General features: G+C 73.0%; 21 protein-coding genes. 14 read left to right on the forward strand and 7 right to left on the reverse strand.

Going from position 1 to position 19,170, the window contains the following annotated elements:
• The first annotated feature begins 13 nt into the window (after positions 1-13).
• Entirely contained in the window at positions 14-1,048 is a 1,035-nt protein-coding gene (gene ligD, locus MILUP08_RS09440; protein ID WP_007457004.1) for a non-homologous end-joining DNA ligase, read from the forward strand.
• A gap of 23 nt (positions 1,049-1,071) precedes the next feature.
• On the opposite strand, the gene MILUP08_RS37370 is transcribed toward ligD, so the two are convergent.
• Positions 1,072-1,230: a hypothetical protein gene (locus tag MILUP08_RS37370; RefSeq protein WP_377555384.1), complete on the reverse strand. Its 159-nt coding sequence runs from the start codon at positions 1,228-1,230 to the stop codon at positions 1,072-1,074.
• Between the two features lie 214 nt (positions 1,231-1,444).
• On the opposite strand from MILUP08_RS37370, the gene MILUP08_RS09450 reads away from it, so the two are divergent.
• Entirely contained in the window at positions 1,445-1,639 is a 195-nt protein-coding gene (locus MILUP08_RS09450) for a hypothetical protein (RefSeq protein ID WP_039905699.1), read from the forward strand.
• Positions 1,640-1,712: 73 nt separating this feature from the next.
• Complete coding sequence (locus MILUP08_RS09455; RefSeq protein ID WP_007457010.1) at positions 1,713-2,963, forward strand: HNH endonuclease signature motif containing protein; 1,251 nt, start codon at positions 1,713-1,715, stop codon at positions 2,961-2,963.
• 283 nt (positions 2,964-3,246) lie between these two features.
• Here the strand turns inward: MILUP08_RS09455 and MILUP08_RS09460 are convergent, their stop codons facing one another.
• Together MILUP08_RS09460 and MILUP08_RS09465 are read right to left on the reverse strand one after the other, a co-directional pair.
• Positions 3,247-3,489, reverse strand: a complete 243-nt coding sequence (locus MILUP08_RS09460; protein WP_237747045.1) for a nucleoside triphosphate pyrophosphohydrolase — start codon at positions 3,487-3,489, stop codon at positions 3,247-3,249.
• Between the two features lie 33 nt (positions 3,490-3,522).
• The gene (locus MILUP08_RS09465) at positions 3,523-4,035 is read right to left on the reverse strand and encodes a ribonuclease FAU-1 family protein (RefSeq protein WP_007457014.1); all 513 of its coding nucleotides are present in this window, start codon (positions 4,033-4,035) and stop codon (positions 3,523-3,525) included.
• A gap of 83 nt (positions 4,036-4,118) precedes the next feature.
• On the opposite strand from MILUP08_RS09465, the gene MILUP08_RS09470 reads away from it, so the two are divergent.
• The 7 genes from MILUP08_RS09470 to MILUP08_RS09495 all read left to right on the forward strand — a co-directional run bounded on the left by MILUP08_RS09470 (position 4,119) and on the right by MILUP08_RS09495 (position 12,706).
• On the forward strand, positions 4,119-4,598 hold the full coding sequence (locus tag MILUP08_RS09470; RefSeq protein ID WP_007457016.1) for a DUF2975 domain-containing protein: 480 nt from the start codon (positions 4,119-4,121) through the stop codon (positions 4,596-4,598).
• A complete protein-coding gene (locus tag MILUP08_RS09475) occupies positions 4,598-4,813 on the forward strand; it encodes a helix-turn-helix domain-containing protein (protein ID WP_007457017.1) in 216 nt (71 codons plus the stop codon). The genes MILUP08_RS09470 and MILUP08_RS09475 overlap by 1 nt, the downstream gene beginning before the upstream one ends.
• Positions 4,810-4,965 carry a hypothetical protein gene (locus tag MILUP08_RS35810; RefSeq protein WP_167626036.1) on the forward strand — a complete coding sequence of 52 codons (156 nt, stop codon included), beginning with the start codon at positions 4,810-4,812 and terminating at the stop codon, positions 4,963-4,965. The genes MILUP08_RS09475 and MILUP08_RS35810 overlap by 4 nt, the downstream gene beginning before the upstream one ends.
• 107 nt (positions 4,966-5,072) lie before the next feature.
• Entirely contained in the window at positions 5,073-8,273 is a 3,201-nt protein-coding gene (locus tag MILUP08_RS09480; protein ID WP_007457018.1) for an FtsX-like permease family protein, read from the forward strand.
• Positions 8,270-10,975 (forward strand): FtsX-like permease family protein, encoded by a 2,706-nt coding sequence (locus MILUP08_RS09485; RefSeq protein ID WP_007457019.1) that lies wholly within the window; start codon positions 8,270-8,272, stop codon positions 10,973-10,975. The genes MILUP08_RS09480 and MILUP08_RS09485 overlap by 4 nt, the downstream gene beginning before the upstream one ends.
• Position 10,976: 1 nt before the next feature.
• On the forward strand, positions 10,977-11,972 hold the full coding sequence (locus MILUP08_RS09490; RefSeq protein WP_007457020.1) for an ABC transporter ATP-binding protein: 996 nt from the start codon (positions 10,977-10,979) through the stop codon (positions 11,970-11,972).
• Positions 11,973-11,983: 11 nt separating this feature from the next.
• Positions 11,984-12,706 (forward strand): ABC transporter ATP-binding protein, encoded by a 723-nt coding sequence (locus MILUP08_RS09495; protein WP_051065683.1) that lies wholly within the window; start codon positions 11,984-11,986, stop codon positions 12,704-12,706.
• Positions 12,707-13,477: 771 nt separating this feature from the next.
• Here the strand turns inward: MILUP08_RS09495 and MILUP08_RS09500 are convergent.
• A complete protein-coding gene (locus MILUP08_RS09500; protein WP_007457023.1) occupies positions 13,478-13,930 on the reverse strand; it encodes a GNAT family N-acetyltransferase in 453 nt (150 codons plus the stop codon).
• Positions 13,931-14,003: 73 nt separating this feature from the next.
• Here MILUP08_RS09500 and MILUP08_RS09505 point away from each other — a divergent pair, with 73 nt between their 5' ends.
• Entirely contained in the window at positions 14,004-14,516 is a 513-nt protein-coding gene (locus MILUP08_RS09505; protein ID WP_007457024.1) for a potassium channel family protein, read from the forward strand.
• Here MILUP08_RS09505 and MILUP08_RS09510 read toward each other — a convergent pair.
• The gene (locus tag MILUP08_RS09510) at positions 14,443-16,014 is read right to left on the reverse strand and encodes an alpha/beta hydrolase (RefSeq protein WP_039905707.1); all 1,572 of its coding nucleotides are present in this window, start codon (positions 16,012-16,014) and stop codon (positions 14,443-14,445) included. The genes MILUP08_RS09505 and MILUP08_RS09510 overlap by 74 nt on opposite strands.
• Positions 16,015-16,072: 58 nt before the next feature.
• The gene (locus MILUP08_RS09515; protein ID WP_007457028.1) at positions 16,073-17,188 is read right to left on the reverse strand and encodes an ATP-dependent DNA ligase; all 1,116 of its coding nucleotides are present in this window, start codon (positions 17,186-17,188) and stop codon (positions 16,073-16,075) included.
• A 135-nt stretch (positions 17,189-17,323) separates the two neighbouring features.
• Between MILUP08_RS09515 and MILUP08_RS09520 the strand changes: the two genes are divergently transcribed.
• Together MILUP08_RS09520 and MILUP08_RS09525 are read left to right on the forward strand one after the other, a co-directional pair.
• On the forward strand, positions 17,324-17,536 hold the full coding sequence (locus MILUP08_RS09520; RefSeq protein WP_039905709.1) for a hypothetical protein: 213 nt from the start codon (positions 17,324-17,326) through the stop codon (positions 17,534-17,536).
• Positions 17,537-17,677: 141 nt separating this feature from the next.
• Entirely contained in the window at positions 17,678-18,100 is a 423-nt protein-coding gene (locus tag MILUP08_RS09525) for an SRPBCC family protein (RefSeq protein WP_007457030.1), read from the forward strand.
• On the opposite strand, the gene MILUP08_RS09530 is transcribed toward MILUP08_RS09525, so the two are convergent.
• A complete protein-coding gene (locus MILUP08_RS09530; RefSeq protein WP_007457031.1) occupies positions 18,075-18,569 on the reverse strand; it encodes a GNAT family N-acetyltransferase in 495 nt (164 codons plus the stop codon). The two genes, MILUP08_RS09525 and MILUP08_RS09530, sit on opposite strands and share 26 nt — an antisense overlap.
• Before the next feature lie 96 nt (positions 18,570-18,665).
• Between MILUP08_RS09530 and MILUP08_RS09535 the strand changes: the two genes are divergently transcribed.
• Entirely contained in the window at positions 18,666-19,169 is a 504-nt protein-coding gene (locus MILUP08_RS09535) for a DUF1990 family protein (RefSeq protein ID WP_007457032.1), read from the forward strand.
• Position 19,170: the final 1 nt, after the last annotated feature.

The raw sequence follows: 19,170 nt of genomic DNA on the forward strand, positions 1-19,170 counted from the left end.
ATAAGGTCGCGGGATGGGTGGCACCAAGGCAGCGGTCGCCGAGGTCGAGGTGGCCGGGCACACCGTACGGCTGAGCAGTCCGGACCGGGTGATCTTCCCGCAGCGGGGGTTCACCAAGGCGGACGTCTTCCACTACTACCTCGCGGTCGGCGACGGCATCATGCGCGCCCTGCGGGACCGGCCCACCACGCTGCAACGCTTCCCCGAGGGCGTCGAGGGTGAGGCGTTCTTCCAGAAGCGCGTGCCCACCCGTGGCGTGCCACCCTGGGTGACCACCGCCCAGATCACCTTCCCGAGCGGTCGCAGCGCCGCGGAGCTGTGCCCGGCCGACCTGGCGCACGTGGCCTGGGCGGCGCAGATGGGCACTATCGTGTTCCACCCGTGGCCGGTACGCGCCGCCGACGTGGACCGCCCCGACGAGCTGCGCATCGACCTCGACCCGCAGCCCGGCACCGACTTCGCCGACGCGGCGCGGGCCGCCGGCGAGGTCCGCGCGGTCCTCGACGAGCTGGGCGCCACCGGCTGGCCGAAGACCTCCGGCGGTCGCGGTGTGCACGTCTACCTGCGCATCCAACCCCGCTGGACGTTCACCGAGGTGCGCCGGGCCACCATCGCGCTCGCTCGGGAGGTGGAGCGCCGCAACCCCGACCTGGTGACCACCGCCTGGTGGAAGGAGGAGCGCGGCCGCCGGGTCTTCGTCGACTACAACCAGATGGCCCGCGACCGCACGATCGCCTGCGCGTACTCACTGCGGGCCAACGCGCGGGCGACCGTCTCCACCCCGGTCACCTGGGCCGAGCTGCCCGACGTCGACCCGGACGACTTCGACCTGCGCAGCGTCCCGACCCGGCTCGCCGAGCAGGGCGACCCGCACGCCGGCATCGACGACGCGCCGTGGGACATCACGCCGCTGCTGGAGTGGGCCGAGCGCGACGCCTCCGCCGGCCAGGGCGACCTGCCGTACCCGCCGGACCACCCGAAGATGCCCGGCGAGCCCAAGCGCGTGCAGCCCAGCCGCGCCAAGCGCACTCCCGACGAGAGCGCCTGACGGTTCTTGACTGACCCGCCACCTCATCCGGGTGGCTGGGCCGTCCACGCCAGGAACCTGGTGAAAAGCTCCTGCGGATCGGGCGGCGGGTCGGGGTTCAGCTTGTACAGGTCGGCCGTGGCGTCGAACAACTGGCTCGCCATGTAGATCGACAGCGCCACTCGGTCGGTCCGGTACTCCACTCGCAGCAACATCCGTGCCGACGGGCACGGCCACGGGTCGCAGCAGACCCGACACAGCCACAGTGGCCGGCGCGGCAGGTGCTGGTGCACCGGGTGAAGGTTGCTCAGAGGGCCGTGGGCATGAGCGTCTGAGTTTGGCGTGGGCATACCCTTTACGGTGACCGGGGCGTTGCCCTGAGTCAAGGAGCTAAGGCAACTGTTTAACGTCCGGCTTATGGACCTAGTAGGTGCTGCGGAGATCCGCGTGATGCTCGGTGGCATCAGCAAGCAGCGGGTTTACGTGATCACCAGCCACCGCAACTTCCCGGAGCCGGTCGCAGACCTGGTGCAGGGCAAGGTCTGGCGGAGGTCGGACGTTGCGGCGTGGATCAGGCAGCACCGCCCGGAGTTGGCTGACGGCGGCGCCTGACCCCGCATTGCCGGTGCGGTCCCTCGATGTTCTGACGGCTGAAAGTGTCGTACACGCGTTCTAAAATTCGGGTGTGATCGATGAGTTGGCGCGGGCGGAAAGTGCGGTGGCGAGCTGCGCAGACGCCGCCCTATGGGCCCTCGCCGAGCACGATGTGATCGCGGTGCTCGACGCCACGCACCGGCTGCAACAGCGACTCGCGGCGGTGCAGTTGGCGGCGGTGCGCGAGCTGGACGGTCGGGGCACCGCTGTCGCGCAGGGCGCATCCTCGACGGCGGTGTGGCTGCGTCATCGGCTGCGCCTCGACGTCTCTGCCGCCCGCCGCCTGGTCGGCGTTGCCGCCTCGCTCGACGTGGCCCCGCCTGGCGTGCGGGCCGCCCTCGCCGACGGGACGGTCACCGTGGAGCAGGCCCGCGTCATCGCCGACACGGCCGCCACCGTGTCGACCTCGGCGGGTGCCGAGGTCGCCGACAAAGCCGTCGGGGTGCTGGTGGAGTGGGCCGAGCAGTTCGACCCCTCGGTGCTGCGCAGAATGGGCACCCGGATCCTCGACCACGTCGCCCCCGATGTCGCCGACGAAGCCGCCGAGGCGGCCCTGAAGGCCGAGGCCGCCCGATCTGCCCGCGACCGACACGTCACCATCTCCGAGCAGACCGGGGGTCGGCTACGGCTCACCGGCACGCTCGACGCGGAGGCCGCCGCCCTGCTGCGCGCTGCCATTGATCCACTCACCGCGCCCTCCGGGCCCGACGACGTTCGCAGCCCCGGGCAGCGCCGCCACGATGCCCTCGCCGACGTGTGCCGGCTCGCCCTGCGCACCGGTGAGCTGCCCGAGAGCGGCGGCGATCCCGCCCAGGTCGTCGTCACCACGAGCTACGACGGGTTGACCCGACAACTTGGTGCCGGCGCTCTCGACATCGGCCCGCAGCTCACCCCCGACACGGTGCGTCGGCTCGCCTGTGATGCCGCCATCCTGCCCGCCGTGCTGGGCGGCGCCGGCCAGGTCCTCGACGTGGGCCGGCAGCGCCGCCTCATCAGCGGTCCGCTGCGTCGGGCACTCGTGCTGCGTGACGGCGGCTGCGCCTTCCCGGGCTGCGACCGGCCACCGCGCTGGTGCGCCGCCCACCACATCCGGCACTGGGTCGACGGCGGCCCGACCAGACTCGACAACGCCGTCCTGCTCTGCGGCCACCACCACCGACACGTCCACAAGAGCGACTGGGCGGTCCGCCTCGGCGCTGACGGCCGCCCGGAGTTCGTGCCGCCGGCCTGGCTCGACCCGGAGCAGCTCCCACGCCGCAACCACTACCACCGACGGACGTGAGCAGCCGGCACCGCGATCCGTCGCACCATCACCACTCGACGAGCACGAAAGCCCAATGAACAAAGAGCACGCTGAGCGCCGCGCTGCGGCGTGGCCTCACCCGGAAGCATCCATGCCGGGCTCTTCTCGCTCTTTCGCCGAACGACCGCCGCTATCGGGGCGGTACGGGTTGTGCCCTCGCATCCGGCTACGGGTGCTCGACCTCGTCGAGCCAGTAACGTTCGTCGAAGGAACCACGAGCCGAACGCTTCTCAGCGGAGGCCCGTTCGACCTGTTCCGCCGTTTAGCCGAGCAACGTGGTGATCGTCGCGAGAACCTCATGGACGTCGGCGAGCTCACCGAGGACGTCCTCCTGGCCGGCTGACCCAAGTTCCTCGGCTTCCTCGTGCAACTTGGCGACAAGGGCCGGCAGGAGCCGCTCCCGAGGAAGGACGCGAAACTTCGGGACCTGGCCGTTTCCCGCGATGAAGTCGGGAATGCGGTCACGTACCAGCTTGCCGTGAAGTGTTCTCCCGATCTGCGCCACGTCAGCATCCTCGCAGTGCCGGATCGCGCGGGGTCACGGCGACTCGCGAAGCATGTCCCATCCGCGCCCCAGCCAGGGCTCCGTCCCCTGCCGAAGCACCTCCGCACAACGCTCGGCCGTGGTCTGCGCAAGCGTCGCGTCGTCCGACGTCATCCAGCCGTGCCGGCACGCCTGTTCGAACTCGTCCCAGTCCTCGATCTCCACACGTCCGTCGCCCTCGTGGCGCACCGGATCCAGCTCAAGATCGACATACCGCCAACCCCCTTCGACGGCCTCTGGCGGGAGGCACACGTCGATCTCCAGCCGCCGATCAGTGGGGTCGCCGACCCACCATGCCACCCACGGGCGGTCCGCGGCCAGCAGCACCACTATCGGCACGGACAGGCCGCCACTGTCGTGTGGAGCGGCCCACGGCGAACCGACCGGACCTCGCAGCCACGTTCCCGCATCGTCGTGGGCGACCTGCTGGAGATCGAACCAGAGGACCCCACCCGGACGCTTGACCTTGCTGAGCCGCACGCTGGTGGGTGTCTCCCCGATGCTCACGGAAGAACCCTAGGCGCAGCTGGGGGCGGCATGCAGGCCGACAACCGATTGACTTTCGATAGGTAACGAGCGAGACTCGATGCATGTTTGTTGAACGTCGAGCGGTAGCCGCTCTCCGAGTCGTTCTCGTGGTGCTGTTCGTGGTCCTGGTCGGGTTCCAGAGCTTCTCGCTGCCGGGGCAGTTCGCGCACATGGCGCAGGAGTCGCCCGACCACGCCTACCTCCGGTGGCCGCTGACCGCCGTGACGGTCTTCTGGGTGCTGTGCGTCCAGGTGGTGATCGTGTCCACCTGGAAGTTGCTCAGCCTGGTCAAGGACGACCGCATCTTCACCGAGGCGTCCCTGAAGTGGGTCGACCTGATCGTGTGGACCATCGGCGCGGGGTGGGTGGTGCTGGTGGGCGTCTTCCTCTACGTCGGCTTCAACGCGGACGACCCGGGCGGCCCGATCCTGCTGTTCCTGTTGACGATGGGCGTCACGGTGCTCGGGCTCCTCATGGTGGTGATGCGCGCGCTGCTGCGGCAGGCCACCACGCTGCGGACCGACATGGAGGCGGTGATCTGATGCCCATCATCGTCCGCATCGACGTCGAGTTGGCCAAGCGCAAGATGAGCGTCGGCGAGTTCGCCGAACGCGTCGGGCTCACCCCGGCGAACGTGGCGGTGCTGAAGAACGGCCGCGCCAAGGCCGTGCGCTTCAGCACGCTGGAAGCGATGTGCCGGGTGCTCGACTGCCAGCCCGGAGACCTGCTGGAGTGGGTCGAGGAGGAAACCCCATGAGGTACGTCGCCGCCATCCTCGTCGTCGCCCTCGGCGTCGCCGCCGTCGTGTACGGAGGAGCCGACGACTCGCCGGGCCTCCAGCTCATCGGCGTCCTGCTCGTCGTGGGCGCGGTGGTGTTCGCCGTACGGACGGCCCGGCGCGGAACGTGACCGTGCCAGCCGTACTCGTAATAACGATCATGTAACGGGCGCGAACCTTTCCCCGTAGGTGACCTGTCTTGAGGTCGTCGGCCCGCCAGGGCCAGGGGAGGCGTCGGATGAAGCTGGTGTGGAGGCGGGCCCGCGAGGCGCGGGGTCTGCTGGTCGCCGCGGTGATCGCCGCGCTGGTGGCCGTAGCGTTGGTCACCGGTCTGTCCGACTACAACCGTCGGGCGGTGGACGCCGGACAGCGGGCGCTTGTCGCCGCCTCGCCGGCCGAGGAGCGCGGCCTGCTGATCAGCGGCGCCGGCGGCCGCGACGCCGCCGAGTTCGCCACCCGCGACAAGGCGGCACGGGCCCAGTTCGCCGACGGGCTCGCCGGGGTCCCGGTCACCGTCGCCGGGGCCCGGTACGGCACCGGCCGGGAGCTGACCGGCGACCTCGGCTCGGTGCCGCGCACGGGCGACGAGCCGATCTTCGCGAACCTGGCCACCCTCGACGACCTGGCCGCGCACGCCGAGCTGACCAACGGAGCGTGGCCGCGTCCCGGAGCGAACCCCGTCGAGGTGAGTCTCCCGGAACGGGTCGCCACGACACTCGGCCTGACCACCGGCGAGCGGATCCCGCTGCGGGACCGCGCCACCGAGAAGTCCAGCGAGATGGTGCTCGCCGGCACCTGGCGGCCCCGCGACCCTACCGAGGCGTACTGGCTGCTGGCCCCCGGTGTGGGCACGGGCAGCGCCGGTTCGGCCACCTCGTACGGGCCGTTCACGCTGGACCCGGCCGACTTCGCGACCGCCTTCCCGGGCTCGGTGACGGCGTCCTGGCTGGCCGAACCGGACCTCGGCGGCGTCGACGCCGGTGACCTCGCCGCGGTGCGGACCGCCGTGAACGCGGCCTCGACGGCGGTGCCCGAGGCCGCCCAGCTGGGCAGCTCGGCGCAGACGCTGACGAAGATGGACCAACTGCTCGACCGGATCGCCCGCGCCGACCTGGTGGGACGCTCCGCGCTGGCCACCCCGCTGCTGCTCATTCTGGTGCTCGGCGGGTACGCGCTGGTGCTGGTCGCTGCACTGCTGCACGAGGACCGTCGTCCGCAGACCGCGCTGCTGCGCGCCCGGGGCGCTGCCCGGCGCCAACTCGCGGGCCTGGCCGCCCGGGAGGCGACGCTCGTGGTGGCGCCGGCCGCCCTGCTCGGCCCGGTGATCGCCGGGGAGGCGCTGCGGTTCGTCCGACCCGGCGGGACGGCGGAACTGTCCACCGCCGGCGGGAACACCACACTGGTCTGGGCGGCTGCCGCGGCGACCGCTGCCGGGTGCCTGGTGGCAATGGTCGCGCCGACGCTGCGGGGGGCCGGCACGTACGTGGCCGACATGGCCGCCCGGTCCCGGCCGAACCGGTCGGCGAGCGTCCAGCGGGCCAGCGTCGACCTGGTGCTTGTCGCGCTCGCCGTGCTCGCCTGGGTGCAACTGCGCCGGTACGCCTCACCGTTGGCCGGCTCGAACGGCCGTCTCGGGCTCGACCCGCTGCTGGTGGCCGCCCCGACGCTCGGTGTGCTGGCCGGGGCCGTGCTGGCGCTGCGGGTGCTCCCGCCGCTGACCCGGTTCGCCGAGCGGTTCGTCGACCGGCGGCCGTGGACGGCCACCATGTTCGGCATGTGGCAGGCCGGCCGGCGTCCGCACGCCGGTCCGGTGCTGCTGCTCGCCCTCGCCGTCGGCGGGAGCACCCTGGCCTGGTCACTTGTCAGTACCGGTGAGCGGTCTCAGGTCGAGCAGGCCGGCCACACGGTCGGCGCCGACCTGCGGGTGTCCGAGCGGGCCGGCGCCGCCCCGTCGACCCGGGCGGGTCAGCTCGCCGCGCTGCCGGGCGTGCGCCGGGCGCTGCCGGCGTGGCGCGACGAGGTACGGGTCGGCCGAACGGACCTGCCCGTCACCGTGATCGGGTTCGACCCGGCCAGTGCCGCCGGCGTCGTCCGGCTCGCCGACCGGCTCAGCGACGAGCCGGTGTCGACGCAGTACCAGCGGATGGTCGCCGGACGGGGCGCCCCCGCCGGCGTCGAACTGCCCGCCGGCACCCGCGCGATCACCGGCACGGCTCGCACCCCCGTCGGCCAGGCCGACCGGCCCGTGCGGATCGCGGTGGCGCTGCTGGTCACCAGCTCCGACGGGCTGGCCTTCCGGCTGCCGGCGGTCAGCGCCACCAGCGACGGACGGGCTGCGCCGTTCACCGTGCAGCTACCCGACGTGGGCGCGGCGCGGCTGCGGCTGGCCGGCTTCGAGGCCGACGGTGGGGCGGCGGCCGGAAACTCGTACCTGCTCCAGGTGGACGGCCTGACGCTCGTCGGCGCCGGCGGCGCCACGCGACCCGCCGAACTGACCGGGGACTGGGTCACGGCGACGGGCCGTCAGGCGACCGGCGGCCAGGCACCCCCCAGGGCGCAGTCCACCGCGACGGGCGTCGCCGCGAGCTTCCCGGTAGAGGTGATCCCCGGCGGGCAGTTCGCCTACCAACCGCCCACCCGGTTCGCCATCGTGCCCGCCGGGCAGATCGCACCCGTTCCGGTGCTGATGACCGCCGCGGTACGTGATGCGTTGAGCCTGCACACCGGCGACACCTTCACCCTGACCCTCTCCGGCGCGTCCGTGCCGGCCCGACTGCTCGGTGAACTGGAGTCCGTGCCGACCACCACCGGCGCGGGCGTGCTGCTCGACCTGCCCACGGCCGTCGACGCGCTGATCCGCAGCGGCGGGACCATCCGACCGGTGCCGGAGTGGTGGATCGGCGCCGACGACCCGTCCGCCGCGGCCCGCGCCACCGCCGAACTGGCCGGCGTCACGGTCCTCGACCGGCGTGCCGTGATCGGGGCCGCCGCCGACGACCCGTACTGGCGCGGGTCGCGTACCGGGATGCTCGCCGCCGCGCTCGGGGCGGTGCTGCTCGCCCTCGTCGGTCTCATGGTCGACGTGTGGGCCACCGCCCGACGCCGAGTGGGCGAGTTCGCGGTGCTGCACACCCTCGGCGCGACACCTCGGTTGCTGGCCCGAGCGTTGCTGGCCGAGCAGACCTTCCTGGCCGGCATCGGCGTCGGGGTCGGGCTGCTGCTCGGCGCCACGGTCGGGGCCACCATGGCTCCGCTGGTCATCCTCACCACGGCCGCCGGCCGGCCGGTGCCCCCGGCGGCATTCGTGCTGCCCTGGGTGCCCATCGGCCTGACCGCGGTCGGCCTGCTGCTGGCGGCGCTCGCCTTCAGCGCGTTCATCGCCGCCGGCATCCGTCAGCGGGTGGCGGCGGTGCAGCTGCGAATCGGGGGAGAACGATGAGCGTCGGCGCGGCCGCCCGCCGGGTCCGGGCGTACGGCGGGCAGTTCCTGCTTCTGGCGGTGCTGACCCTGGTCGTCACCCTGCTGGTCAGCGGAGTGCCCCGACTCGTCAACAGGCTTGCGGAACAGGGGTTGCGGGCGCAGCTCACAAGCGAACCGCCCGCCCGCCGGGACCTCTCGTACACGTCGAACGCCCTGGTCCCCACCACGAAGACGGCGATGGCCGACGCGCAGGAGCGCTTCGACGCCCTCGCCGCCGGCATGCCGCCGCAGGTGCGCTCGGCAATCACCGAGCGGTGGCTCCGGGTGGATATCCCGCCGACCCGCGTGGTCGGGCCGGACCTCGCGGCCCGCAACCTGCTTGTCGACGTGGGCCTGCGGGCCATGCCCGGCGTTCAGGACGTCGGCACCCTCGTCGAGGGCGCCTGGCCCAGTGAGACGTACGTCCCGGACCGGCCGATCGAGGTCGCGCTCGACGTCGACGTGGCCCGCAAGCTCAACCTGCGCGCCGGCAGCCGGCTGCGCATCGGCACTGTCGATCTCGCGGGTACCTTCGGCAACCCCAAACCTCTGGTGGTGTCCGGCTTGTTCCGGCCCATCAACCGCGCGGACGGGGCGTGGGAGGGACTGCCGCAGCTGCTACGGATCATCGAACCGAAAGGCGACAGCGAACCGTTCACCATCACCGGCGTGATCGCCCAGTCCGCAATGAACAAGCGGGCCACCGAGGGCTGGCCGATCCAGTCCGAGTTTCGGTACCGACTGGGGATCGACCGGATCGCCGCAAGCGGTCTGAACCAGCTCATCGACGGCCTGCAGGAGATGCAACGCAACCTCCCGCCCGGCTACGCGTTGACCATCGGCGTCGACGTTCCGCTGCGCGCGTTCGCCGCCCAGGTGAACGCCGCCCGCACCCTCCTCGCGGTCATCGGCGCCGGTGTGCTGGCCACCCTGGCCGGGCTGATCGTGCTCGCGGCCATGCTCGCCACGAGACGACGCCGCTCGGAGTTCGCGTTGATCCGCGCCCGTGGGGGCGCGGCCACCACCGGGGCCCGGCGCAGCCTCGCCGAGTCGCTGCTTGTGGTGCCGGCCGCCGCCCTGGTTGGCTGGTTGCTCGGCACCCTGTTCCCCGGTGAACCGGATCCGACCGCCCCGTACGCCGCGGCGGCGACAGTCCTGGTCACCCTGGCGTTGCCGCTGGCGACGCTGGCGGTGCCGGCCGGTGGGGCGGCCCGCCGTGACCTGGTCCGGATGCGCCCGTCGGCACGCCGGCTCACCGTCGAGGTCTCCCTGCTGCTGCTTGCCGTGCTCGCCGCGGTGCTGCTGCGCCGACGCGGGCTCACCCTCGGCGAGGTGGACCCGCTGCTGGTGTCCGTGCCCGTGTTGCTCGCGGTCGCCGCGGCGGTGCTCGCGCTGCGCGCGTACCCCTGGCCCCTGCGCTTGGTCAGCCGGCTGGCCGCGCGGACCCGCGGCACCGTGACGTTCCTCGGCACCGCACGGGCCGGGAGGTCCGCCGTCGCCGCCCCCCTGGTCGTCGTGGTGCTGGCGATCGGCACGGCGGCGTTCTGCGGGGTCGCCGCCGCCGGCGTCGCCGCCAGCCGCGACCGGGCCGCCGAGCGGATCGTCCCCGCTGACGCGCTGATCCGGGGCGAACGCTTCGCCCCGGACACCGTCGCCGCGCTGGACGGCATGCCCGGCGTCCGGGCCGTCACCCCGGTGCTGATCGAGTCGGACCAGCGGCTGGCAGCCGACGACCTCGGCACCGACGCGCGGATGGGGCAGGCGACCGTGCTGCTGGTCGACGGCCCTGGACTGGCCACGGTGACCGAGGAGTCCGACGTGGACGGCGCGGTGCCGGCCGTGTTGCGTTCGGCTCGAACCGAACCCGGGCCACTGCCCGCGATCGTCTCCCCGGCGGTCGCCGCCGACCTGTCCCGGGGCGGGCTCGCCGACTCGGCGTTCATCTCCGTCCAGGGCCAGCGGTACGAGTTCCGGGTGGCCGGTGCGCAGGACACCTTCCCGCTGTTGGCGGCGAACATCAGCCGGTTCGTCATCCTGCCCTGGCAGGCGCTGCCGCAGCGGAGCACCACGCCGGTGCCGACCAGCCTGCTCGTCGCCGGCGACCGGCTCGACGTCCAGGCGCTGCGGCAGGCCGGTGACCAGGGTCAGTTGCGGTACCAGCAGCAGGGGGCGGTGACCGGCCGGGAACGGCCGCTCGGGGTCACCGTCGACACCCGAGCGGGAGTACGACGGGACCTCGGTGACGGTGGTGCGAACGGTGTGCTGGCCTTCGGATTCGTGGCGGGCGCTGTCGGCGGCACCGTGCTCGGACTGCTGGCCATCGCGTTCACCGTGCTGGCCGGCGCGCGGGCCCGGGGGCAGGTGCTGTCCCGGCTGCGCACCCTCGGCCTGTCCCGCCGGCAGTGGCGAGGGCTGCTGCTGGTCGAGCTGGCCCCGCTGGTCGGGGTGTCGGTGCTGACCGGCGCGCTTGTCGGCGCGGTGCTCCCGCTGGTGCTCAATCCGGTGCTCGGCCTGTCCGCGTTCACCGGCGGAATGCCGGTCCGGGTGGCGTTCGAACCCGGCCTGGTCGTCGCGGTGGTCGCGCTCGGGGCGGTCGCCCTCGGCTTCGCGGTCGCCGTCGAGGCCCTGAACAACCGCCGGTTGCGCCTCGGCGAGGTGCTCCGGCTCGGAGAGGAGAGCTGAGATGACCGTTACCGCACAGACTCCACTGGTGCCCGACCTGGCCGCCCTGCACCAGAGGGCCGCGCAGCGCGCCGCCGAGCGGGCCGGCGGGCAGGACCGACTGCGCGGCCACATCGTCTGCGACGGTCTGGTGCGCATCTTCAAGACCGAGGGGGTGGAGGTCGTCGCCCTGCAGGGTCTGGACCTGGTCATCGACCGGGGTGAGCTGGTGGCGATCGTCGGCGCGTCCGGCTCGGGCAAGTCGACCCTGCTCAACATCCTCTCCGGTCTGGACACGCCGACCGCCGGCATCGCCCGGGTGGCCGACTACGACCTGCTCTCGCTGTCGGCCAAGCGGCGGCTGAGCTACCGGCGTGAGCTGGTCGGGTTCGTCTGGCAGCAGACCGGCCGCAACCTGCTGCCGTACCTGACGGCGTTGGAGAACGTCGAGTTGCCGATGCAGCTGGCCGGCAAGCGCGGCGGCAAGGCCCGCCGGGAACGGGCCCGGGAGTTGCTCGACATGGTCGGCGTGGGCTACTGCGCGGACCGCCGGCCGGGTCAGCTCAGCGGCGGCGAGCAGCAGCGGGTCGCGGTGGCGGTGGCGGTGGCGAACGACCCGGAGGTGCTCTTCGCCGACGAGCCGACAGGCGAACTGGACGAGGCCACCGGCGCGGAGGTCTTCGCGGCGCTGCGCACCATCAACGCCGAACTGGGCGTGACCATCGTCGTCGTCACCCACGACCACGCCGTGGCCACCCAGGTCCGCCGGACCGTCGCGATCCGCGACGGCCGAACCGCCTCCGAGGTACGCCGGACCGCGCGCGTCGACGCCGAGGGCAACACCGAACTGGTGAGCGAGGAGTACGCGGTGCTGGACCGCAACGGCCGGATGCAGCTGCCGGCCGCGTTCGTCGACGCGCTGTCGCTGAAGGAGCGGGTTCGGCTCGATCTGGAGCCCGACCACGTGCAGGTACGGCCCGGTGACCGGGCCTCGGACGAGCGGGAGGCACGGGCGTGAGCCCTCAGGACATGGTGGTGGCCGGAGCGGCCGGGTTCGGCGGCTCCGCGACACCTGCGGACGAGGTGGTGCGGGTCAGCGGCGTGAGCCGGACCTTCGGGCGCGGCGAGCACGCCGTGCAGGCGGTACGGGATGTCTCGTTCACCGCCAACCGTGGTGAACTCGTCGCCATCCGGGGTCGCTCCGGGGCCGGCAAGACGACGTTGCTGAACCTCATCGGCGGCCTGGACCGGCCGGACAGCGGCCAGGTCGTGGTGGCCGGGCACGACGTGACCTCGGCCGGCGAGGCCGAGCTGCTGCGGCTCCGCCGGGGCACCGTCGGGTTCGTGTTCCAGACCTTCGGGTTGGTGCCGATCCTCTCCGCCGCCGAGAACGTGGGTGTGCCGTTGCGACTGGCACAGGTGCCGGCCGCGGAGCGGGAGCAGCGCGTGGCGGTGCTGCTGGAGCTGGTGGGGCTGGGCGGGCACGCCGCGCAGCGCCCGTACGAGCTGTCCGGCGGGCAGCAGCAGCGCGTGGCGGTCGCCCGCGCGCTCGCCAACGAGCCGGACCTGCTCATCGCCGACGAACCCACCGGCCAGCTCGACTCGGAGACCGGCCGCTCCATCATGGACCTGCTGCGCGCGGTGGTGCACGCCCGTGGCATGACGGCCCTGGTGGCCACGCACGACCCGGCCCTGATCGACCTCGCCGACCGGGTGCTCGTCCTGCGCGACGGCCGCCTGGTCGACGGCTGACCGAACCCTTCGGCCGCAGCCCTTCGGCGGCAGCCCTTCGGCGGCAGCCCTTCGGCCGCAGCCCTTCGGCCGTGGCCTCTGGCCGTGGGCCCCGGCCGTGCCTTGTGGCGGTGGCCCTCGGCCGTGCTGCTTTGGTGGTGGCCCGTCGGCCTCGACCCCCGGGCCCTCGGCCTCGGGCCGGTGGTCGCTGGTCGCTGGTCTGCGGGCCACCGGCTGCCGGCCGCGCGGTCGGAGACGACTGGCTGTGGCCTGTTGGCTTCCTGTAGAGCTGCCCCAGATATGGACCGCGTGGTAGGTGCGGAGCGTGCGGTAGCTGTAGGTGTGGGCGTGCTTGCCTGCTGCGGGCGGGGCAAAGGTGTGCGGGCTGGGCGTCGGGTGTGCTGGGCGGCGACGCCCTGGACCGGAGCCCCTGCGTTGTAAGGGCCCCGGCACAGTGGAATGCCGGTGCCGAGGACGACCGGCTCGCCGACGTCGCCGCCGCGGGCCGGGTGCTGGGTGGGGGTGTGCGGGCATGGGCATTCCTGCCGCCGCCGTGGTTCGCTGCCCCACATCTGGGGCAGCTCTACACGGGCGAAGTGGCAACCCGGGGACCTGGCCCCTACAGCGCGCCGAAGCGGCCGATGGGTGGCGAGGTGGTGGTGCGTGCTCGCTGTGGAGTTGATGCCGCAGACGAATCACCGCTCCCGATTCGTTGACGGCATCACCTCCAAAGGGTCCGGGGAGTGGTGGGTGGGGCCGGCCCGGGACCCCACCGAACCGGACCCGGCCCGGTCAGAGCGGGAGCTTCATGCCCTCGTGGCTGGCCACGAAGCCGAGCCCCAGGTAGAAGCGGTGCGCGTCCGCGCGGGTCTTGTCCGTGGTGAGCTGCACCAGGGCGCAGCCGCGCTCGCGGGCCCGGTCGATGGCCCAGGTCATCAGCTCCCGACCGAGCCCCTGGCCGCGTCGGTCCGAACGGATCCGCACCGCCTCGATCAGGGAGCGCTCGGCGCCGTGCCGGCCCAACCCCGGGATGTAGGTGATCTGGAGGCACCCGACCAGCTCGCCGCCCTGCTCGGCGACGATCAGCAGGTTGCGCGGGTCGGCACTGATGTCGGCGAACGCCCGCTCGTACGTCTCGTCGACCTCGGTGAAGTCGCGGGCCCTGCCCAGGACGTCGTCGGCGAGCAGGGCGATGACTGCGGGCAGGTCGGCGCGGACCGCCTCCCGGTAGGTCACATCGGTCATGCCGTGAGCCTGGCACAGCGAAACCGGCGGATGGGTCGGTGCCGCTTGCGGGCAACGGGCAGCATGGGGCGGCATGGAGCTAGTGCTGCTGCCGTTCCGCTGGATCTACCGGGCGCTTGTGTGGTTCGCGAACTCGCCCCGCACGCTGATCTCCTCGTACCTGCTGATGATCGTGGTGGCCGGGATCACCTACGGGGAGGTCGAGCAGCGCAGCGCGGCGGACGCCGTCTGGTGGGCGGTGGTGACCGCCTCCACCGTCGGGTACGGCGACATCTCGCCGACCACCTGGGCGGGTCGGACGCTTGCCGCGCTGCTCATCTCGACCATGGTGTTGCTGGTCATCCCGCTGATCACCGCACACTTCGCGAGCCGGCTCATCGTCGACGACGACGCCTTCGAGCATGAGGAGCAGGAACAGCTCAAGGCCGACGTGCGCCGGATGCGGGCGTTGCTGGAGGAGTTGGCCACCCGGCAGGGGATCGAGCTGCCCCCACTGCCGCCGACCCGACCGGTCAGCGGGCCGGGCAGCGGAGCCCCTCCCTGGGCACGGTCAGGTCGACCAGGTAGGCGTCGACCGCGTCGGTGATGCAGGAGGTCTGCGGGTACGCCGTGTGCCCCTCACCCTCCCAGGTGAGCACCCGGCCCACCCCCAGCATCGAGGCGAGGCGGCCGGTCTGCTCGTACGGCGTCGCGGGGTCGCCGGTCGTGCCGACCACCACGATCGGCGGCGCGCCGTCGGCCCGGCCGGTCGGGTACGGGTCCCGACCACCCGGCCACTCGACGCAGCTCACCATGCCGACCGCGAGCGCCGGACCGAACAGCGGATACTTCGTGCGCCACTGCGACTGCAACTGGCGGATCTGCTCCCGGCTCGGCTTCTCGGTCTCGTCGGCGCAGTTGATGGCGAGGTTGGCGTCGAACAGGTTCGAGTAGTGCCCGTCGCCCTCCCGGCCGGCGTACGAGTCGGCGAGGCGGAACACGTCCTTCGGGTCGCCCTCGGCCAGCCGGTCGATGGCGCGGGCCAGCTCCTGCCAGCCGGCCTCGGTGTAGAGCGAGGAGATGACCGCGTAGAAGACCCAGCCCGCAGTGGCCTCCCGCCCGTCGTCGCCGCGCACCGGGGAGACCTTGGCCTTGTCGATGGCCGAGGTGACTGCGGCGCGGGCGTCCGGGGCGATCGGGCAGCGCGCGGCGTTGGCGGCGCACCAGCGGGTGAAGTTGTCGAAGGCCCGTTCGAAACCGCGGGCCTGGCTCTCCGAGCCGGCGACCAGCCGCTGTTGCGGGTCGACGGCGCCGTCGAGCACAAGTGCGCGCACCCGCTGCGGGTAGAGCTGGGCGTAGATGGCGCCGAGCAGGGTGCCGTACGAGTAACCCAGGTAGGTGAGCTTGTCGTCGCCGACGGCGGCGCGGACCGCGTCCATGTCCCGGGCGGCCTGCTCGCTGCCGTACAGCGGCAACTGGTCGCCGTAGCGGTCCCCGCAGCCGCGCCCGATGCGCTGGCTCAACCCGGCGAAGCCGTCGAACGCGGCCTGGCTCGCCGGATCCGGGTCGTAGCCGAAGCTGGCGTCCAGGTCGGCGTCGGAGATGCACTTCACCGGACTGGACCGGGAGACACCGCGCGGGTCGAAGCCGACGATGTCGAAGCGTTCGGTGACCGAGGCGGGCAGCCCACCGAACTGGGGGCCGAAGGAGAGGTAGACGGCGGTGTCCACACCGGAGCCGCCCGGGCCGCCGGGGTTGACCACAAGCGAGCCGATCCGGTCCCGCTGTTTGGTGGACCGGGCGCGCAGCAGGGCGATCTCGAAGGTCTGCCCGGCGCCCGGCCCGGCGGTCGCCCCGCCGCCGGTGCCCCAGTCCCGGGGAACCGTGATCCGGGCGCACTCGTAGCGCATGTCCGGCGCGCCCCGCCCGACCAGGTCCTCGGCCGCCTCCGGGCAGGCCCGCCAGGTCGCCGAGGAGCCGGCCGGCGCCGCCGCACCCTCCACGTCGGTGCGTGGCGCGAACGCCGGCAGCGTGCAGCCGGCGGTGAGCAGCGCCGCCACGGCGAAGGCGACGAGGCTGCGACGGACCCGGCGACTGGTCGCCATCCGAGGCTGGTCGGCGGTGGGGCTCACGTGATCCTCCGGTGTCGGGTCGACGGCCAGGCTACGCCGGACCGGTTGCGGCCCGATCGAGGGTGACCGTCGGATCGCCGCGCAGCACCTGGTCCACGTCGAAGCGGATCGGGCGGTCGAGCTGGTCGTAGCGGCAGGAACGGGGGTCGCGGTCCGGCCGCCACCTGACGAACTGGGCGGTGTGCCGGAACCGCTCGCCCTCCATCGCGTCGTAACCCACCTCGACCACCAGCTCCGGGCGCAGCGGCTCCCACTCCAGGTTCTTGGTGCCGGTCCACCGGCTCACCCCACCCGGAATGCGCTGGCCACGCTCGTGGTCGCCGTGCACCCACGGGTGCTCGCCGCCGGTGTCCCGGTAGGGGGCCAGCTCGTCGAGCAACTCGGCACGACGGGCCATGCTGAACGACGCGCTCACCCCGACGTGGTGCAGGACGCCCGCGTCGTCGTAGAGGCCGAGCAGCAGCGAGCCCACCACCGGGCCGGACTTGTGCCAGCGGAAGCCGGCCACCACCGCGTCGGCAGTACGGGCGTGCTTGACCTTGAACATCAACCGCTTGCCCGGCTCGTACGGCAGGTCGGCCGGCTTGACGATCAGCCCGTCCAGCCCGGCGCCCTCGAAGACGTCGAACCAGCGGCGTGCCGTGTCCGGGTCGGTCGTGACCTGGGTGACGTGCACCGGCGGACGCACCCCGGCCAGCGCCTGGACCAGCCGCTCCCGGCGGCGCGGATAGGGCTGGTCGAGCAGTGCCTCGTCACCGATCGCCAACAGGTCGAAGGCGACGAAGTCGGCGGGAGTGGTCTCGGCGAGCATCTTCACCCGCGACGCCGCCGGGTGGATGCGCTGGGCCAGCAGCTCGAAATCCAGCCGGGGCTGGCCGGACGGCCCGTCCCGTCGGATCACGATCAGCTCGCCGTCGACGGCGCACCGCTCGGGCAGCTGACGGAGGGCCTGCTCGACCACCTCGGGGAAGTAGCGGGTCATCGACTTGCCGCCCCGGCTGGCCAGCTCGACCTCGTCGCCGTCACGGAACACGATGCACCGGAACCCGTCCCACTTGGGCTCGTAGGTCACCCCGGCGGTGGTGGGCAGCTTCGGGACGCTCTTGGCCAGCATCGGCTCGACGGGCGGGTTGATCGGCAGGTCCACGGCGACCAGTCAATCAGACGGGGCCGACAGTCGTGAGGCAGATCACCGTGGGTGCGGCGGTGGCGTGTCCGCCGGCGCGACGCCCGTCCCGGGTGGGCGAATCGGATAACCGCAGGTCAGAGCTAGTTTCGCGGGGTGTCCGAGTGGGTCTGTGACTGCTGCGGGCGGTGGCGGGTGAGCGTGGAGCTGATCCGGGGCCGCTACCGCTACCGGCTGACCCGCCGTTACCCGCAGCGGTTCGGCGGTGGCCGCAACGTGCTCGGCGAGGTCGGCTCGGTGGCGGAGCTGGAGGAGCTGCTGCGTCGGCGTACCCCGTTGAGCCTGGCGGACCTGCGCGAGGCCGCCTGATCCCGCGCGGCCGGCGGACCCGCGGGCCCCCCCGACGCCCGCGCGACGATCGGACCGGCCGGTGGATGCCGCCGTCACGATCCACCGGGCAGCGTCGTCGGCAGGGCGTGGCGCCGGCCGGCGCCGCCGGGAGGGGACGTGATGCGGTTCGAAGCGGGTACGGAGATCGCCGCCGATGCCGAGCTGGTCTGGGCGGTGCTCGTCGACGTGGCGCGGTGGCCAGAGTGGACGGCTTCGGTGAGTCGGGCCGAGCGGGGTGAGTCGGGGCCCCTCGCGGTCGGCGCGACGGCCCGCCTCACCCAGCCGAAACTGCGGCCGGCGATGTGGCGGGTCACCGAGCTGACCGAGGGGCGGGAGTTCACCTGGGTCTCCGACACCCCGGGCGTACGGACCCGTGGCGAGCACCGGCTGCTGCCGCTGCCCGACGGGCGTACCCGGGTCGAGTTGGCAATCGACCAGGCCGGGCCGCTCGCCCGGCTGATCGGCTTGCTGTACGGCGGCCTGCTGCGCCGCTACCTGCGCCTGGAGGCCGACGGGCTCAGGGCCCGAGCCGAGCGGGGCTGACCTTCGGCTTCTCGAGCACGGCGAGCGAGATGCCCTCCCGGCCCGGCCGGTGCGTCACGACCCGGTAGCCCCGCCGCTGGTAGAGCCGGAGATTGCCGGTGCTGTCCGCGCCGGTGAACAGGGTGAACAGGGCCACCTCGGCGGGGCAGGCCGCCTCGATCGCGGCGAGCAGCGCCGCGCCGATGCCGCGCCCCTGCTGGTCGGGGGCGACCGACAGTCGCCCGATGTGCGCGGTCCGCCCGTCCAGGCGGGCCCGCACGGAGCCGACCAGCCGGTGGCCCAGCCGGGCGGCGAGGACTGTGGTCGGGCCGGTCAGCACCGCCCGGACCTCGTCCAGCGTCTCGGTGAGCGGCGGCAGGAACGGATCGGTGTACTGCTGTGCCTCGGTCAGGTACGCGGCGCGCTGCACGGTGAGGATCTCACCGGCGTCCGCGACACCGGCCGGGACGATGCGGGGCTCGACGCTCATCGCCGCAGCACACCACAGCCACCCGCCTCGTCCACCGGCGGCCCGCCCGCGCCGGCCGTACCCTGGCCCGTGTCCGGACGACGGGGAGGGGGAGCGGTGGCCGAGCTGACGTACCCGGAGGTGGGGCGGACCCGGCACGGCGCGCTGCCCGACGGATACCACCACCTGCGCCACCGGACGCCGCTGCCGGCCGGCTGCTTCGAGGTCGCGGCCGAGGCGGTGCTGACGTGGCGGCTGCACCGCGCCGCAGGGGTCCGGATGCGCACCGACGCGACGCGGGCCACCGAGGGCGTGCTGGTCACGGCCGGCCTCGGTGTCGGGCCGGCCCGTCTCTGGGGGCCCTGCCGGGTCGTCTGGAGCGAGTCGTCGCCCACGCTCGCCGGCTTCGGCTACGGCACCCTTCCCGGTCACCCCGAGCGGGGCGAGGAGGCGTTCGTGGTCGGTCGCGACGACGCCGGCGCGGTCTGGTTCGAGATACGCGCGTTCAGCCTCCCGGACCGCTGGTTCACCCGCGCCGCCGGCCCTACCGTCCAAGCGGCGCAGCACGCGTACGCCTGGTGGCTCGGCCGTACCCTGCGTCGGCTCTGCGCCGGCCGCTGAC

Source organism: Micromonospora lupini str. Lupac 08, from assembly GCF_000297395.2.
GTDB classification, from domain to species: Bacteria; Actinomycetota; Actinomycetes; order Mycobacteriales; family Micromonosporaceae; genus Micromonospora; species Micromonospora lupini.